The following is a 15174-nucleotide window of genomic DNA, read 5'->3' as shown; positions in this document are numbered from 1 at the left end:
GACTGCCACTTTGCCGGCCGTCTTGTTATGTTATATCTTACTTGGTTTTTGCGAGGGCCACGCATGGCACACCGCACGCATCGGCATCGCCCCGAGGGGCCGTGCCATTTTTCGTTGATGTCGCTTTCCGCCACGCGCCGCCTGCTGCTGGCCGCCGCGCCGCTGGGCGTGCTCTGGCTCGCCGTCTCCTGGGCGGCAGGATGGTGGGGCTGATGGCCGAGACGTCCCCGTCACGCCTGGAGCTGCATGACCTGCAGCTGGCCCAGGCCAACCGCACCGTCCTCGAGCACGTGAGCGGCCGCTTCCGCGACGGCGCGATCACCGCCCTGGTCGGTGCCAACGGCGCCGGCAAGAGCACCCTGATCCAGGGCATCATGGGCATGCTGCGCCCCGTGGCGGGCAAGGTGGTCTGCTCGGTGCCCAGGGAGCGGCGCGCCTGGCTGCCCCAGCAGTTGGCGCTCGACCTCACCTTCCCTATGAGCGTGGAAGAGCTGGTGATGACCGGCAGCTGGCCGAGCCACGGCGCGCTCACCGGCTACTGTGCCCGTCACTATCGCCGCGGCCGTGAAGTGATGGCGCGCCTGGGCATCTCGCACCTGGCCCACCGCCCGCTGGGCGAGCTTTCCGGCGGCCAGCGCCAGCGCGCGCTGATCGGTCGCACCCTGATGCAGGAAGCCGAGCTGCTGCTGCTCGACGAGCCCTTCGCCAACGTCGATGCGGAAACCGTCGAGGTGCTCATGACGGTGCTGCGCGACATGGCGGCTGAAGGCGTCACCATCATCGTAGTGCTGCACGACATGGAGCAGTTGGCCCGCCTGGCCGAGGAGGTGGTGGTGCTTCACCACGGCCATGCGCGCTGGACCACGGCCCAGGAGGTGCTGCACAGCCAGCCTGCCCACCTCGCTTCGGCACGGCTTGCCTTGGGAACGCCAGGGGTGGGGGCATGCTAGCGCTGCTTCACGAGTGGTTGATCGCCCCCTTCGACTACGGCTTCATGCGCCGCGCCGCAGTGGCCGGCCTGGCCCTGTCGCTGGCCGCACCGCCCATGGGCGTGTTCCTGATGCTACGTGGCATGAGCCTGATCGGCGATGCCATGGCCCATGCCATCCTGCCCGGCGTGGCGCTGGGCTTCCTGCTGGCAGGCTTCTCGCTGCCGGTCATGAGCCTGGGCGGCGTGCTGTCGGGGCTGCTGATCGCGGTGCTGGCCGGCAGCGTGTCGCAGATGACCGGCCATCGCGAGGACTCGGCCATGGCCAGCTTCTTCCTGATCTCGCTGGCGGCGGGCGTGATGCTCGTCTCATTGGGCGGCAGTAGCGTTGACCTGACGCATGTGCTGTTCGGCTCGATCCTGGCGGTGAATACCACCGCGCTGGTGCTGATCGCGGCGATCAGCAGCGTCATTGTGATTACCCTGGCGCTGATCTTTCGCGCCCTGGTGGTGGAGTGCCTCGATCCACTGTTCCTGCGCGGCCAGGGTATGCAGGGAAGCCTGGTGCACGGCGTCTTCCTCGGCCTGGTGGTGCTCAACCTCACCGCCGGCTTCCAGACCCTGGGCACCCTGATGGCCGTGGGCCTGATGATGCTGCCGGCCACCACGGCGCGCTTCTGGAGCAAGCGCCTGGAGGGGCTGATCACCATCGCCATCCTGCTGGCCGTTTTCGCCAGCCTCGGCGGCCTGCTGCTCTCCTACCACCTCAGCGTTCCATCGGGTCCGGCCATCATCCTGCTGGCGGGCGTGGGCTACGTGCTCTCCGCCCTGCTCGGCCGCCATCACAGCCTGAGGGCGAAGCTCCAGCGTCATGCCGTACCGCTCGGCTCGCCAGAACCGCACTGAAGCGACATGAAACACCTACCCCGAGGAGACTTTCCATGCGATACCCGACATCCGCCGCCCTGATGCTGGGCGCTTCGGCCATGCTGGCACTGCCCGCCGCCATGGCCGCCGAGCGCGTTCAGGTCGTCACCAGCTTCAGCATTCTGGCCGACATGGTGCAGAACGTAGGCGGCGAACACGTGGAGGTCACCTCGCTGGTCGGCCCCGACAGCGACACCCACGTGTTCTCGCCCAGCCCCCGCGATGCGCGCTCGCTGGCCGAGGCCGGGCTGGTGGTCTTCAATGGCCTGCGGTTCGAAGGCTGGATGGAGCGGTTGATCGACTCCAGCGACTACGCGGGAGCGCTGGTCACGGCCAGCGACGGCATCGTCAAACTCGACTACCAGGGCCACGACCATGCCCACGCCCACGGGCACGACGACCATGAGGATGACCACGACGATCACGGGCATGGTGACCACGACGAGCATGGGCATGACGACCACGACGCGCACGGCCAGGAAACGGCGGCTGGCCACGACGACCACGGCGACGACGACCCGCACGGCTGGCAAGACCTGGCCATGGGCAAGGTCTATGTCGGCAACATCCGCGATGGCCTGATCGAGGCCGATCCGGACAACGAAGCCGCCTATCGCGAGAACGCCGAGCGCTACATCAACGAGCTGGAAGCCACCGACGCCGAGATCCGCGAGCTTCTCGGAGAAGTACCGGGCTCCACCAGCGTGATCACCGGCCACGACTCCTTCGGCTACTTCGCCAGCGCCTACGGCATACGCTTCCTCTCGCCGGTGGGGCTCTCCACCGAAGCCGAGCCCAGCGCCGCCGACATGGCCCGGCTGATCGACGTGATTCGCGAGCAGAACGTGCGCGCCCTGTTCCACGAGAACATGACCAGCCCGGCGGTGATCAACCAGCTCGCCGAGGAGACTGGCCTGCCCATCGCCGGTACGCTCTACGCCGATGCCCTGGCCAGCGAAGGCGAGGCCAGCACCTATCTTGGCATGATGCGCCACAACGCCCAGGTGCTGCACGATGCCCTGGCCAAGGCGGGTCATGACGACCGGGAAGGCGACGACGACCATGGCCACGACGACCACGGCCACGACCACTAACGGCGTTCCGCAAGCAGCCAGAAGGCGCTACCCGCAAGGGGGCGCCTTTTTCGTTGTCCGCTCGGCGACGGCCTGGATGCGCAAACACCACGCAGCGCGACTATGCTGGATAGCCGCTCATCGCAATCCATCTCCCGCGCCCCGCCCCGGCCTTCGCCCCGGGCGGGCTCGCCCCCTGACAGAACAACACAGAGGGAGTATGAAGCATGCATGACGACACTCAGCCCGAGCCCGTGGACATGCCCCCTTTCGCCCGCCTGTCCCGGCGCCGTTTTCTCGGGGCGGCGGCGGCCGCCAGCGCAACGGCGGTGCTCAAGCCCGGGGAGCTGCTCGCTCGGGAACGGCCCTGGGATGGCTCGCTCGTCTCCTATCCCGACCCTGCCATCGAGGTCCTCGACGATCGCTTCGCCGCCTATCGCCTGGCCAACGCCGCGGTCGAGCGCCTCGCCACGGGATTTCGCTGGGCGGAGGGGCCGGTCTACTTCGGCGATGGCGGCTATCTCGTCTGGAGCGATATTCCTAACAATCGCCACATGCGTTGGCTCGAGGACACCGGCGAGGTGAGCGTCTTCCGTGAGCCATCCAACTTCACCAACGGCAATACCCGGGACAGAGAAGGACGGCTGCTATCCTGCGAGCACGACACGCGCCGGGTGACCCGCACCGAGCATGACGGCAGCATCACCGTGCTGGCCGAGGAGTTCGATGGCAAGCCCCTCAATGCCCCCAACGATATCATCGTCCATCCCGACGGCGGCATCTGGTTCACCGACCCGGGCTACGGCATCCTGATGCACTATGAAGGCCATGTCGCCGACTTCGAACTGCCCGAGGCCGTCTATCGCATCGATCCCGACAGCGGCCAGCTGGACAAGATGGCCGAGGTCGCCAAGCCCAACGGCATCGCCTTCTCGCCCGACTACTCCCGCCTCTACGTCTCCGATACCGGGGGCACCCACACGCCGGACCATCCCCACCAGATCCTGGTGTGGGACGTCGTCGACGACGGCACCCGCCTGGCCAACGAACGTCAGTTCGCCGAGGTCGGCCCGGGTTTCATCGACGGCATGGCCGCGGACATGGACGGCAACCTCTGGTGTGGCGCCGTCTTCGGCGGGCTGTTCGATGCCGAGGACCACGACGGCGTGCATGTCTACGCCGACGACGGCACCCTGATCGGCAAGATTCATCTGCCGGAGCCCTGCGCCAACGTCTGCTTCGGCGGTCGCAGGCGCAACCGCCTGTTCATGACCGCCAGCCAGTCGCTCTATGCCGTCTACGTCGAAACCCAGGGCATGGCGGTCTGGGCTGGCAACACCTAGCCCAGCCCTGCCATCGCAGCAGCGCCACCAGCGGAGGGAGCCCCCTCCGCTGCTTGAGCGCTTTCTCTTGCTGCCTTGCACCACGCACACATAACCCCTTCATGGCCCGTCGATCAATGATGGCTTGGCAGCCGCCGGTTGCCTTGCGCTAACCATCGCATCACCGGCTTGGCACGATCTGTCACCGTCTCTTTCCAGGTCTGAGGCATCGGCTTCTGGCCAAGAAAAAATGACACGAAATGCAACGAATGTGGCGCGATGCGTAAACCGGCCGAACCGCTTTCTCCCTACCATGAACGAGCAAGTAGGGGGTGAGAACGCTGCACTTGTGGACAGCTCACACCCTTTGCACAAAAGTTCACCAAACAGTGCACAGTGTTATCCACAGCTGGTGATAAACGCCAAACGCCACAAGAACGAACATGAGTCATACGAGATGCCGATCGTTACGCAAGATGACCTGACGCCGACGACAGACAGGAGAGACAAGATGCGGCTCGATTCCGTCGTCATTCTCGGCAGTCCGCACCGCCATCGGCAGCTTCGGCGGCGCCGCCAGCCTGCTGCTGGCCCTCGCCGACGAGGCCGAACGCCGCGGGCTTGCGCCCCGCGCCCGACTGATCGCCGCCAGCACCACCGGGGTCGAACCCGGCGTGATGGGCCTGGGGCCGATTCCCGCCGTGCGCATCTTCGCCTGAGCCGTCCGCTTGTGGGACGATACGCCTTTCCCCAGGAAAGGCCGACATGCTCGAATTTCGCCAGGTTCACAAGGCCTACGCCACACCCCAAGGCCCGCTCGCGGTGCTCACCGCCGTCGACCTCGAGCTGCGCCCCGGCGAGAGCCTGGCGCTGATGGGCGAGTCGGGCAGCGGCAAGTCGACCCTGCTGCACCTGGCGGCGGGGCTCGACCTGCCGGATAGCGGCGAAGTGATCGTCGCCGGCCGTTCGGTCGCTGCGCTGGACGAGCCGGACCGCGCCCGGCTGCGCCGCGAGACCCTGGGGTTGGTGTTCCAGCAGTTTCACCTCGTGCCGAGCCTGAACGTGAGCGACAACCTGCGCCTACAGGCGCGGCTGGCCAAGCGCGAAACGCCGAAGTGGTCGGCGCACCTGATCGAGCGCCTGGGCCTGGCGGGCCTCGAGCGGCGCTACCCGGAACAGCTCTCGGGCGGCCAGCAGCAGCGCCTGGCCATCGGCCGTGCCCTGGCGCCCCGCCCCGCCCTGCTGCTCGCCGACGAGCCCACCGGCAACCTCGACGAGACCACCGCCGCTGAGGTGCTCGAGCTGCTGCTCGACCTGGTGCGCGAGGCCGGCAGTGCGCTGCTGATGGTGACCCACAGCCCGCAGGTCGCCGCCCCGCTGGACCGCTGCCTGCGCCTGACCCACGGCCGGCTCGAGCCGCCTTCCGGCCAGGAGGCGAGCCACCGCTGATGCTGACCGCCCTGGCGACACTGCTTTCACACTACAAGCGCCACCCCGGCCAGCTCGCCATGCTGCTGCTGGGGCTGTGGGTGGCCGGTGCGCTATGGAGCGGCGTACAGGCGATCAACGCCTCGGCACGCGACAGCTACGCCCGCGCCGAGGCGCTGTTCACCACCGGGCTCGACCGCCTGGAGCGCCGCGACGGCGAGCCGCTGACGCGCGACGACTACCTGCGCCTGCGCCGTGCCGGCTGGCTCGTATCGCCCCTGCTGGAAGGCCGGCTCGAGGCCCCGGACGGTACCGAGCTGCGCGTGATCGGCATCGATCCCCTGACCCTGCCCGGCGACAGTGCCTTCGCTGCTGCCTCCAGCCAGGGAGAGCTGGCCGACTTCCTCACCCCGCCGTGGCAGACCCGCATCGCCCCGGACACCCTGCCCGCACTGGACCTGAGCCACCGCGAAGCCGCCGGCGCCGAGCCGCGCCTGGCCAATCGCCGAATGCCACCGCTGGTGCTCACGCCCACGCTGCCACCCGGCACCCTGGTCATGGATATCGCCGCGGCGGCGCGCCTGCTCGACAGCGGCGAACGGCTGTCACGCCTGGTCACCGCCCCGGGCGCACTCGAACGCGCCCCCGAGGGGCTGGTACTGACCCGAGCGGCCACACTGGTCTCGCCCGGTCAGCTCACCGAGAGCTTCCATCTCAACCTCACCGCCATGGCGCTGCTGGCACTGGTGGTGGGGCTGTTCATCGTCCAGGCGGCGCTGGGCCTGGCGCTGGAGCAACGCCTGGGCATGCTGCGTACGCTGCGTGCCTTGGGCGTGACGGGGCGCGGCCTGGTCGGGCTGCTCGCCCTGGAGCTGGCGCTGCTGGGTGTCGTCGGCGCCGTGGCCGGTATCGTCAGCGGCGTATGGCTGGCGCGCGTGCTGTTGCCCGACGTGGCCGCCACCCTGGGCAGCCTCTACGGCGCCGAGGTGGCGGTCACGCTCAACCTCCCTTGGCACTACTGGTTCGGCGGGCTCGGCGTCACCCTGGGCGGCCTGCTGCTGGCGGGCAGCGGCGTGCTGTGGCGGTCGGCGCGCCTCAGCGTGCTGGGGCTGGGCCAGGCCCAGGCCTGGCGCGCCGGCTTCCTGCGCCAGCTGCGCAGCATGGCACTGGCAGGGGCCGCAGTCGCAGCGGTCGGTCTGGGGCTGTGGGCATGGCTCGCGCGCCAGCCCGCCGGCGAGGGGCTGCTGGCCGGCTTCGCCCTGATCGCCACACTGCTGCTGGCCAGCGCCCTGCTGCTGCCCTCGCTGCTGGCCCTGGCGCTGGCCGGCCTCGGCCGCCTCGTTGCCCGCCGGCCGCTGGCCCACTGGGCGCTGGCCGACCTGCAGCTGCAGTTGCCCAGGCTGGCGCTCGCCATGATGGCGCTGCTGATCGCGCTCTCCGCCAACCTGGGCGTGAGCAGCATGGTCGGCGGCTTCCGCCTGACGTTCCTCGACTGGCTCGACCAGCGCCTGATGGCAGACTACTACCTGCGCCCGCCGCCCGAGCAGTTCGACACGGTGCAGGCGTGGCTGGCCGAGCGCCCCGAGGTCGACGAACTGCTGCCGACCCGTCACGCCGAGGCCACGCTGGTGGAGATCGACGGCAGCGGCGGATCACGCTCGCCGCAGCTGCCGGTCGGCCTCTACGGCATCACCCCGGGCGAGACGCTGATCCCGAGCTGGCCGCTGCTCGACACCCAGGCCGGGCGCGACGCCGCCTGGCAGGCGTTCGCCGCGGGCAAGGCCGCCTTCGTCAACGAGCAACTCGCCATCGATCAGGAACTGGCCCCGGGCGACCGTCTGACGCTGACGGCCCCGGGCGTACGCGAGACACTGCCGGTGGCCGCGGTCTATCCCGACTACGGCAACACCCGCGGCGAAGTGCTGCTGGCCACGCCTCACCTGGCCGAGCGCTTCGCCGCTGCGCCCAGTTCGATCGGCATCGTGCTCACCGCGAGCGCCGATGAGGCGGCGCTGCGTGACGCGCTGCGCCAGCGCTTCGAACTCGGCGGCGATGCGCTGGTGGACCAGCGCGAGGTGAAGCGGGTCTCCGTCGAGATCTTCGAGCGCACCTTCACCATCACCCGAGCGCTGAGCGTATTGACCCTGGCCGTGGCCGCGCTGGCCCTGCTGGCGAGCCTGCTGGCCCAGGCGCGGGAGCGTCGCCGCCAGCTCGCCCCACTGTGGGCGCTGGGCGTGCCGCGCGCCCGGCTGGTCACGGTGCAGCTGGCCCAGCTCGGCGGCATGGCACTGGCCGTCGGCGCCCTCGCCGTGCCGCTGGGCAGCGTGCTGGCGCTGGGCCTGGTGGCGGTGATCAACGTGGCCGCCTTCGGCTGGCGCCTGCCGTTGCACATCTTCCCCGAGGATATCGCCCTGACCCTGGCGACGGCCGCCGCGGTGGCACTGCTCGCCGCGGCGTTGCCGGCGGCTCGCCTGTGGCATGCGCCGCCCCGCGCCCTGCTGGCGGAGGAGGCGCCATGAAGCGCGTCGGCATGCTGGCGACCCTGCTGGCGACCGCCTGGCTTGCCGGCTGCGAAGGCGAGCCACCGCCCAGCGAGTCGGCCGGTTTCGCCGGGCTGGGCCAAGAGGCCGGTGACTTCGCCCAGGCCCGGCGGGGTATCCCCCTGCGCTTCCCCGAGGACCACGGCGCCCACCCGGACTACCGCATCGAGTGGTGGTATCTCACCGCCAACCTCACGGACGCGGGCGGCGAGCCGCTGGGCCTGCAGTGGACCCTGTTCCGCCAGGCACTGACGCCACCCCACGAGCGCCCTGCGCCCGGTCCCTGGGCCGCCGACCAGCTGTGGATGGCCCATATGGCGGTCTCCCGAGGGGACACCCACCGCGTGGCGGAGCGCTTCGCCCGCGGCCATACGCGGCAGGACGACGGCCAGGCGGGAACGAGGGCCGAGCCCTTCCGCGCCTGGATCGACCAGTGGCAGCTGGCCAGCCGACTCGAAGCGGATGCGACGAGCGGGGGCGACACCTTCGCCGAACTGGCACTGACGGCACATCAGGACGACGAGCACGGCGGCTTCGGCTATGACCTGACGCTGACCGCCGAGGGGCCGCTGGTATTGCACGGCGAAGCCGGCTTCAGCCAGAAGGCCGCCAACGGTGAAGGTTCGCTCTACTATAGCCAGCCGTTCTGGCGCATCGAGGGCGAGGTCACCCTGGACGGAGAGACCAGAGAGGTAAGCGGACGCGGCTGGCTCGACCGCGAGTGGAGCAGCCAGCTGCTCGACGAGCGCCAGGAGGGCTGGGACTGGTTCTCGCTGCACTTCGATGATGGCCATCGGCTGATGGCCTTCCGACTGCGCGGCGGCGGCGAAGACGGCGGCGACTACCGCTCGGGCACCTGGATCGGTCCCGATGGCGAACCCACCGCACTGGCCCCGAATGAGATCGACATGACCCCGCTCGATACCCGGCGCGTGGCGGGCCGCGAGCTGCCGACCCGCTGGCGCCTGGAGATACCCCGTGCCGGGATCGACCTGATCGTCGAGGCACCCCACGCCGAACGCTGGATGGATACCAGCGTGCCCTACTGGGAAGGCGAAGTGGTCGCCCGCGGCGCCGACGACGGCGAGCGCCACGGGGTAGGATACCTGGAGATGACCGGGTACTGACGCCTGCGAGGAGAGCGCCATGAACCTGCTGGATGCCATGACCGCCTACGTGCGGGTCGCCGAACTCGGCAGCTACACCCGCGCCGCCGAGACGCTGGATCTGTCGCGCACGCGCATCTCGCGCCTGATCATGGAGCTCGAAAGCCACCTGGGCGTGCGCCTGCTGCAGCGGACGACCCGCCGCCTGCATCTCACCGAGGCCGGAGAGAGCTACCTCGCCCGCGCCCAGGCGATCCTGCAGGCGCTGGAGGAGGCCGAAGCGGAGCTGGGCGCCGGCAGCACCGAGGTGTGCGGCCGCCTACGCGTCAACGGCCCGATGTCCTTCGGCACGCGCTTCCTCTCGCCGTTGATCACGCGCTTCATGCTCGCACACCCCGCGCTAGAGGTACGCCTCGATCTCAGCGACCGCCGCGTCGACCTGCTCGAGGAGGGTTACGACCTGGCGATCCGCATCGGCAGCCTGCCCGACTCCAGCCTGGTGGCGCGGCGCCTGGCCCGCTGCCGCCTGGTGCCGTGCGCCTCGCCCGGGTACCTGGCCCGCTTCGGCGAGCCGCGCACGCTGGCGGAGCTGGCCGAGCATCGCTGCCTGCGCTATCGCACCGCCAGCGGTGCCGACTGGCAGCTCGGCGATCGCCGCATTGCCGTTCACGGCCCGCTGGAGAGCAACAACGGCGAGGTCTTGACCCAGGCCGCCGAGGCCGGGCTTGGCATCGCCCATCAGCCGAGCTTTCTGGTGACCGAGAGCATCCGACAGGGCCGACTGGTGCCACTGCTGCTGGAGGAGGCGACGGTCACCCTGGGGATCTACGGTGTCTATCCGGCACGACGCCACCTGCCGGCCAAGGTCGAGCGACTGCTCGATTTCCTCGCCGAGGCGTGGGGGGATCCGCCGGCGTGGGAAAGGGAGCTCGGATTGCCGCCTCTTGCGCAACAATGATGTTCGCGAATCGACGATTATCCCGCATGAAGGGCAGCGTAGAGTGAGGGCAACCCTGACGAACAACGGAGTCCTTCCCATGCAAACGCAAGCTACTCAAGCAAGCCCCGCGCTCGCCAGCGCTTCGCAAAGCCAACCCCTTCAGGCTCATGCCACCGCCCTGCTGCGCGTGTCGCTCGGCGTCATGGCCCTGGCCCACGGCCTGCTCAAGGTATTCGTGTTTACCGTGCCCGGTACGGTGGGCTACTTCGAATCGATCGGCCTGCCCGCCTTGATCGCCTACCTGACCATCCTCGCCGAGGTCGGCGGCGGTCTGGCCCTGATCCTCGGTATTTACTCACGCTGGGTCAGCCTGGCCCTGATCCCGGTCCTGATCGGCGCCGCCTGGGTGCATGCCGGCAACGGCTGGGTCTTCTCCAACCCGGGCGGCGGCTGGGAGTACCCGGTGTTCTGGGCCGTGGCACTGCTGGTACAGGCCGGCCTCGGCAGCGGTAGCCTGGTCGTCAGCCGTCGCTTCGCCTGAATGAACCCGCTGCCTGGCGCCGCCCGGCGACGCCAGGCAGCGGGGCGCTACCCGAACGAAAAAGCGGCAGCGGACACCCCGCGGCTCCTGGCTCAATCCCCCAGAGCAGACAGGCGGTCGGCCTGGACCACCTCGATCCAGTAGCCGTCCACGTCCTTGACGAAAATTACGTCCTTCATCTTGCCCTGGTCCGAGCGCTTCACGAATTCCACCTCGTTGGCGTCGAACCACGCCTCGGCGGCCTCGAGGTCCGGCACCGAGAAGCAGATGTGGCCGAAGCCCTGGGGCTCGGCGTTGCCGTCGTGGTAGGCGAAGTCGTCCTGGCTCTCGGTGCCCCAGTTGTGGGTCAGCTCGAGCAGGCCTTTCTGGCCGAAGGTCCACACCGTGCGCTCGCCCCGGTCCTCGGGCACCTGCTCGTTTCCATCCAGCTTGGCCAGGAAGTAGAGCGAGAAGCCCATCTCCTCGAAATCGAGGCGGCGCAGGACCTGCATGCCGAACACGCGGGTGTAGAAGGCCAGCGCCTTCTGCGGATCCTTGACCCGCAACATGGTGTGGTTGAGGCGAAAGCCCTGCGAATCGGCCGTCGGCGCCTGCACACCGGGATGCTGCTCTCCCTTGAAGCTCATGTGTCTCTCCTCAGGCTGTGGCATGGGCTCACGATGATGCGGGTCGCTTCGACGTTTTTCCAGCCGTCGCCCGCTGCCATGAATCCCCGGTTCACGCTAAAGTAGGCAAAGTACCGCTGCGTAGAGCGACCGCCGATGCCGACCTCGTCCCTGCCAACCCCGGTGGCGCCAAGGCCGCTCCGTCACCTCGCCGAGCGCCTTTTCCGCCACTTGGCCTGCCTGCTGGCGCTGGCCCTGCTGGCCGGCTGTGCCAGCCGCGATCTGGCCACCCACGACCCGCGCAGCGACGCGCTATCCATCGAACGCGCCCTGATCCTGGCTACCGCCAGGGAAGCCCTGGGCACGCCCTATCGGCTGGGCGGCAATACGCCGAAAGGACTCGACTGCTCGGGGCTGGTGGAGATGGCCTACCGGGCGGCAGGCATCCGGGTGCCGCGCACCGCCGACGAGCAGTACCGCAACCTGCCGGCCGTCGAACGTGCCCAGCCCGGCGACCTGCTGTTCTTCGGCGACGGTCGCAAGGCCACCCATGTCGGCATCTACCGCGGCGACGGCCAGATGATCCACGCCCCCGGCAGCGGCCGCAGGGTCAGCAGCGTGCCGCTGCACATCGACTACTGGCAGGATCGGTTTCTAGGTGCCGCCGGCCCCGCGCCCTGAACTCTTTCGTCAGCTTGGGTAAGATGAAGGGCCTTCAAATCACAGCGGTGATGCCATGCCACTCGACCTTTCCCTCTATCTGGTAACCGACCCCGAGCTCTGCGCCCGCCATGGCCTGGTGGAGACCGTCGTCGCCGCGGTGCGCGGCGGGGTCAGCGTCGTGCAACTTCGCGACAAGCAGGCTTCCGACGGCGAGATGATCGACCAGGCGCGCCGTCTCAAGGCCGCCCTGGCCGGTAGCGGCGTACCGCTGATCATCAACGATCGCCTGGCGGTGGCAGTGGAGAGCGGTGCCGACGGCCTGCATATCGGCCAGGACGACGGCGACGTGGCCGCGGCCCGTGCCGCGCTGGGCGAAAACGCCATTCTCGGCCTCTCGGTGCAGAACCACGACCAGCTCGCCCGCCTCGACCCGGCCCGGTTGGACTATCTCGGCCTCGGCCCGGTATTCGCCACTTCGACCAAGCGCGACCACGCCAGGCCGCTGGGCTTCGACGGCCTGGCCGCGCTGGTGGCGGCAAGCCCGCTGCCGGCGGTGGCCATCGGCGGGCTCAAGGCGAAGCACGCCAGGGCCGTGCGGGAGGCCGGCGCCAGGGGGCCGGCGGTGGTATCGGCGATCTGCGGCCAGCCGGATCCGGAAGCCGCTGCCCGGGCGTTCTTCGCCGATTGATCAGAGAGGAAAGGCAAGACGTGGCGAGACCGTGGCGGCATCGCCTCAGGAACCGCGACGCTCCTGCTCGCGGGTATAGCGCTGCATGATGTCCAGGGTCTCCTGGCTGACGTGATGCTCCATGCCCTCGGCATCGATGCGCGCAATGCGATCGCTGACGCCGAGGGCACGCAGGAACTGCAGCACGATGGCATGACGCTGATGCGACATGGCCGCCATGGCTTCTCCCTTTTCCGTCAGGAACAGCGAACGATAGGGCTTGCTGGAGACCAGCCCCAGCGCCTTGAGCCGGGTCACGGTCTTCGACACCGTGGCCTGGCTGACCCCCATCCGCGCGGCGATATCGGTCGAACGCGCCTCGCCCTGATGCTTCAGCAAGTGGGCGATCAACTCGACGTAATCCTCGAGCAGCTCGGTTTCATGGGCATTGCGCACGGCAGCATACTGCTGCGCATGCTGGTCGCTGGGCGGCAGGGCATCCGCCTTGCAAAGGCGATCCGGCGTCACGTCATCTGGGGTGTCGGTCATCGCGCCAATATAGCCAATGTCCTGATAGGGCAGCAACAGTGCACCGATAGAGATTTCCTACTACCCTACAAGTTAACCTTGGCTAAAATATTAGCCATGCACTCAGAAACTCACTGTAACGAAACAACCCACATTCAACGGCCCTGACGTCATAGGAGAGTGACCCGATGCCGCTTCCCAGGGGATGGATGCTGCTCAGCGCCCTTGCGCTGGCCTTGTCGAACACGGCCCATGCCGAGGAGTCGCCGCTCCGGGTGGCGACCACCTTCTCGGTGCTGGGGGACTTGGTGCGTGAGGTGGCAGGCGACGACGCCGAGGTCGAGGTGCTGACCCCGGTGGGCGCGGAAGTGCACGAATGGGAACTGGTGCCGAGCAACTTCGTGGCCCTCGAGAAGGCCGACGTCGTGCTCTACAACGGCTATGGCCTGGAGCAGTGGATCGGCCAGGTCGAGGCCACGGTAGGTGACGACGTGCCGCTGGTCGCGCTGGCCGAGGAGAGCGGCTATGCGACCCAGCCGATCGCCACCGGCGACTTCGCCGGCGAGGCCGACCCGCACATGTGGATGGATCCGCGTGCCGCCGCCGAGTACGCCCGGGTGGCCGCCGAAGTCCTCGCCGAGGCCCGGCCGGACGCCGCCGATGCCTTCCGCTCGCGTGCCGAGGCGCTGGGAGAATCGCTTCACGCCCTGCACGACGAACTCACGGAATCCCTCGCCACCATTCCCGAGGAGCGGCGCCTGCTCATCACCAGCGAAGCGGCCTTCCTCTATTTTGCCGACGCCTTCGGCTTCGAGCACGACGGCATCTGGGGCAACAATGCCGAGCAGGAGGGCTCGCCGCATCAGGTCATGCGCATCGTCGACAAGATCGAGGAGCGCCAGCCGGCCGCCATCTTCTGGGAGAGCACGATTTCCGATCGCCACGTGCGCAGCGTGGCCAGCGAGACCGAAGTGAAGATCGCCGGCCCGCTCTACGTCGATTCCCTCAGCGAGCCGGAGGGCGAGGCGCCGGACTATCCCGGGATGCTGCGCCACAACGTCCAGCTACTGCTCGATACCCTGGGAGGCGAACGATGACCCACCCCGTTCCGGCACTTCAGGCACACCGGCTCTGTGCGGCCTATCACCAGCAGCCTGTGCTCGAGGATATCACCCTGGCGCTGCCGCAGGGGCAGTGGACGGCCATCGTCGGCCCCAACGGCGCCGGCAAGTCGAGCCTGCTCAACCTGGTGATCGGCAGCCTCGTGCCGCTGCGCGGCGAGCTGCGGATCCTCGGCGGGAGCCCTGCGGCACAGCGCCGGGCCGGCAACATCGCCTACATGGCCCAGCAGGAGAACATGGAGTGGGACTTTCCCATCTCGGTACGCGACACAGTGCTGACCGGCCGCTACGGCCTGATGCGCCATGACCCGCTGTGGCAGCGCCTGCTGCCCCGCCATTGGGCCAACCCCGACCATCGCCAGGCGGTGGAAGCCGCCCTCGACGCCGTCGACATGGCCGACTATGCCGCCCGCCCCATCGGTGAGCTGTCCGGGGGGCAGAAGAAGCGCGTCATGCTGGCGCGCGCCCTGGCACAGCAGGCCAGGATCCTGCTGCTCGACGAGCCCCTGGCAGGGGTCGATCCCCCCAGCGAGAAGCTGATTCTCGCCACCCTCGAGCGCGAGCGCAGCGCCGGGCGGACCATCATCATGGTGACCCACGACATGCCGAGCGCACGCGTCCATGCCGACAACGTGCTGCTGATCAATCGCACGCTCGTCGGCCTGGGCACCCCGGACGAGATGCTCAACGACACTATGCTGGCGCGCCTGGCGGTAGGTACCCCAGACGCCATGCGGGGAGGTGCGCGTGTCGCTGCTTGAGCCCTTCGCCCTGGAGGTGGTCGA

At 68.7% G+C, this 15174-nt stretch carries 16 protein-coding genes; 14 read left to right on the top strand and 2 right to left on the bottom strand.

What is annotated here, in order from left to right; all coding sequences use genetic code 11:
- The first annotated feature begins 63 nt into the window (after positions 1-63).
- From I4484_RS01635 to I4484_RS01590, 10 genes are all read left to right on the top strand, one after another.
- Positions 64-213: a hypothetical protein gene (locus I4484_RS01635; RefSeq protein ID WP_162832591.1), complete on the top strand. Its 150-nt coding sequence runs from the start codon at positions 64-66 to the stop codon at positions 211-213.
- Positions 213-950 (top strand): metal ABC transporter ATP-binding protein, encoded by a 738-nt coding sequence (locus tag I4484_RS01630; RefSeq protein ID WP_197449313.1) that lies wholly within the window; start codon positions 213-215, stop codon positions 948-950. The genes I4484_RS01635 and I4484_RS01630 overlap by 1 nt, the downstream gene beginning before the upstream one ends.
- Positions 944-1834: a metal ABC transporter permease gene (locus I4484_RS01625; RefSeq protein WP_197449312.1), complete on the top strand. Its 891-nt coding sequence runs from the start codon at positions 944-946 to the stop codon at positions 1832-1834. Before I4484_RS01630 ends, I4484_RS01625 begins: the two co-directional genes overlap by 7 nt.
- A 35-nt stretch (positions 1835-1869) precedes the next feature.
- Positions 1870-2949 carry a metal ABC transporter substrate-binding protein gene (locus tag I4484_RS01620; RefSeq protein ID WP_197449311.1) on the top strand — a complete coding sequence of 360 codons (1080 nt, stop codon included), beginning with the start codon at positions 1870-1872 and terminating at the stop codon, positions 2947-2949.
- Between the two features lie 206 nt (positions 2950-3155).
- Positions 3156-4271: an SMP-30/gluconolactonase/LRE family protein gene (locus tag I4484_RS01615; protein ID WP_197450888.1), complete on the top strand. Its 1116-nt coding sequence runs from the start codon at positions 3156-3158 to the stop codon at positions 4269-4271.
- 744 nt (positions 4272-5015) lie between these two features.
- Complete coding sequence (locus I4484_RS01610) at positions 5016-5699, top strand: ABC transporter ATP-binding protein (RefSeq protein WP_197449310.1); 684 nt, start codon at positions 5016-5018, stop codon at positions 5697-5699.
- Positions 5699-8197, top strand: a complete 2499-nt coding sequence (locus I4484_RS01605; RefSeq protein ID WP_197449309.1) for an ABC transporter permease — start codon at positions 5699-5701, stop codon at positions 8195-8197. The genes I4484_RS01610 and I4484_RS01605 overlap by 1 nt, the downstream gene beginning before the upstream one ends.
- Complete coding sequence (locus tag I4484_RS01600) at positions 8194-9345, top strand: lipocalin-like domain-containing protein (RefSeq protein WP_197449308.1); 1152 nt, start codon at positions 8194-8196, stop codon at positions 9343-9345. The genes I4484_RS01605 and I4484_RS01600 overlap by 4 nt, the downstream gene beginning before the upstream one ends.
- A gap of 19 nt (positions 9346-9364) precedes the next feature.
- Complete coding sequence (locus I4484_RS01595) at positions 9365-10282, top strand: LysR family transcriptional regulator (protein ID WP_197449307.1); 918 nt, start codon at positions 9365-9367, stop codon at positions 10280-10282.
- Positions 10283-10361: 79 nt separating this feature from the next.
- On the top strand, positions 10362-10805 hold the full coding sequence (locus tag I4484_RS01590) for a DoxX family protein (protein WP_197449306.1): 444 nt from the start codon (positions 10362-10364) through the stop codon (positions 10803-10805).
- Positions 10806-10897: 92 nt separating this feature from the next.
- Here the strand turns inward: I4484_RS01590 and gloA are convergent, their stop codons facing one another.
- The gene (gene gloA, locus I4484_RS01585) at positions 10898-11431 is read right to left on the bottom strand and encodes a lactoylglutathione lyase (protein WP_197449305.1); all 534 of its coding nucleotides are present in this window, start codon (positions 11429-11431) and stop codon (positions 10898-10900) included.
- Positions 11432-11566: 135 nt separating this feature from the next.
- Between gloA and I4484_RS01580 the strand changes: the two genes are divergently transcribed.
- Together I4484_RS01580 and thiE are read left to right on the top strand one after the other, a co-directional pair.
- Positions 11567-12091, top strand: coding sequence for a C40 family peptidase (locus I4484_RS01580; RefSeq protein WP_197449304.1), 525 nt, complete (start codon positions 11567-11569; stop codon positions 12089-12091).
- Positions 12092-12146: 55 nt separating this feature from the next.
- On the top strand, positions 12147-12761 hold the full coding sequence (thiE, locus tag I4484_RS01575; RefSeq protein ID WP_197449303.1) for a thiamine phosphate synthase: 615 nt from the start codon (positions 12147-12149) through the stop codon (positions 12759-12761).
- Positions 12762-12806: 45 nt separating this feature from the next.
- Here thiE and mntR read toward each other — a convergent pair whose 3' ends face one another.
- Positions 12807-13289 (bottom strand): manganese-binding transcriptional regulator MntR, encoded by a 483-nt coding sequence (gene mntR, locus I4484_RS01570; RefSeq protein ID WP_197449302.1) that lies wholly within the window; start codon positions 13287-13289, stop codon positions 12807-12809.
- A 167-nt stretch (positions 13290-13456) separates the two neighbouring features.
- Here mntR and I4484_RS01565 point away from each other — a divergent pair, with 167 nt between their 5' ends.
- Together I4484_RS01565 and I4484_RS01560 are read left to right on the top strand one after the other, a co-directional pair.
- A complete protein-coding gene (locus I4484_RS01565) occupies positions 13457-14365 on the top strand; it encodes a metal ABC transporter solute-binding protein, Zn/Mn family (RefSeq protein ID WP_197449301.1) in 909 nt (302 codons plus the stop codon).
- Positions 14362-15150 carry a metal ABC transporter ATP-binding protein gene (locus tag I4484_RS01560; protein ID WP_197449300.1) on the top strand — a complete coding sequence of 263 codons (789 nt, stop codon included), beginning with the start codon at positions 14362-14364 and terminating at the stop codon, positions 15148-15150. The genes I4484_RS01565 and I4484_RS01560 overlap by 4 nt, the downstream gene beginning before the upstream one ends.
- Positions 15151-15174 lie beyond the last annotated feature (24 nt).

Origin of the sequence: Halomonas sp. SS10-MC5 (genome assembly GCF_015992245.1) — a bacterium.
GTDB classification, from domain to species: domain Bacteria; phylum Pseudomonadota; class Gammaproteobacteria; order Pseudomonadales; family Halomonadaceae; genus Halomonas; species Halomonas sulfidoxydans.
The sequence above is the reverse complement of the archived record's forward strand: the minus strand, read 5'-3'. Positions and strand labels throughout refer to the sequence as shown.

Coding starts and splice junctions, on each gene's coding strand:
- I4484_RS01610 (WP_197449310.1), top strand. CDS start 5,016: ATGCTCGAATTTCGCCAGGTTCACAAGGCCTACGCCACACCCCAAGGC.
- I4484_RS01605 (WP_197449309.1), top strand. CDS start 5,699: ATGCTGACCGCCCTGGCGACACTGCTTTCACACTACAAGCGCCACCCC.
- I4484_RS01600 (WP_197449308.1), top strand. CDS start 8,194: ATGAAGCGCGTCGGCATGCTGGCGACCCTGCTGGCGACCGCCTGGCTT.
- I4484_RS01625 (WP_197449312.1), top strand. CDS start 944: ATGCTAGCGCTGCTTCACGAGTGGTTGATCGCCCCCTTCGACTACGGC.
- I4484_RS01620 (WP_197449311.1), top strand. CDS start 1,870: ATGCGATACCCGACATCCGCCGCCCTGATGCTGGGCGCTTCGGCCATG.
- gloA (WP_197449305.1), bottom strand. CDS start 11,431: ATGAGCTTCAAGGGAGAGCAGCATCCCGGTGTGCAGGCGCCGACGGCC.
- mntR (WP_197449302.1), bottom strand. CDS start 13,289: ATGACCGACACCCCAGATGACGTGACGCCGGATCGCCTTTGCAAGGCG.
- I4484_RS01615 (WP_197450888.1), top strand. CDS start 3,156: ATGCATGACGACACTCAGCCCGAGCCCGTGGACATGCCCCCTTTCGCC.
- thiE (WP_197449303.1), top strand. CDS start 12,147: ATGCCACTCGACCTTTCCCTCTATCTGGTAACCGACCCCGAGCTCTGC.
- I4484_RS01560 (WP_197449300.1), top strand. CDS start 14,362: ATGACCCACCCCGTTCCGGCACTTCAGGCACACCGGCTCTGTGCGGCC.
- I4484_RS01635 (WP_162832591.1), top strand. CDS start 64: ATGGCACACCGCACGCATCGGCATCGCCCCGAGGGGCCGTGCCATTTT.
- I4484_RS01595 (WP_197449307.1), top strand. CDS start 9,365: ATGAACCTGCTGGATGCCATGACCGCCTACGTGCGGGTCGCCGAACTC.
- I4484_RS01630 (WP_197449313.1), top strand. CDS start 213: ATGGCCGAGACGTCCCCGTCACGCCTGGAGCTGCATGACCTGCAGCTG.
- I4484_RS01590 (WP_197449306.1), top strand. CDS start 10,362: ATGCAAACGCAAGCTACTCAAGCAAGCCCCGCGCTCGCCAGCGCTTCG.
- I4484_RS01565 (WP_197449301.1), top strand. CDS start 13,457: ATGCCGCTTCCCAGGGGATGGATGCTGCTCAGCGCCCTTGCGCTGGCC.
- I4484_RS01580 (WP_197449304.1), top strand. CDS start 11,567: ATGCCGACCTCGTCCCTGCCAACCCCGGTGGCGCCAAGGCCGCTCCGT.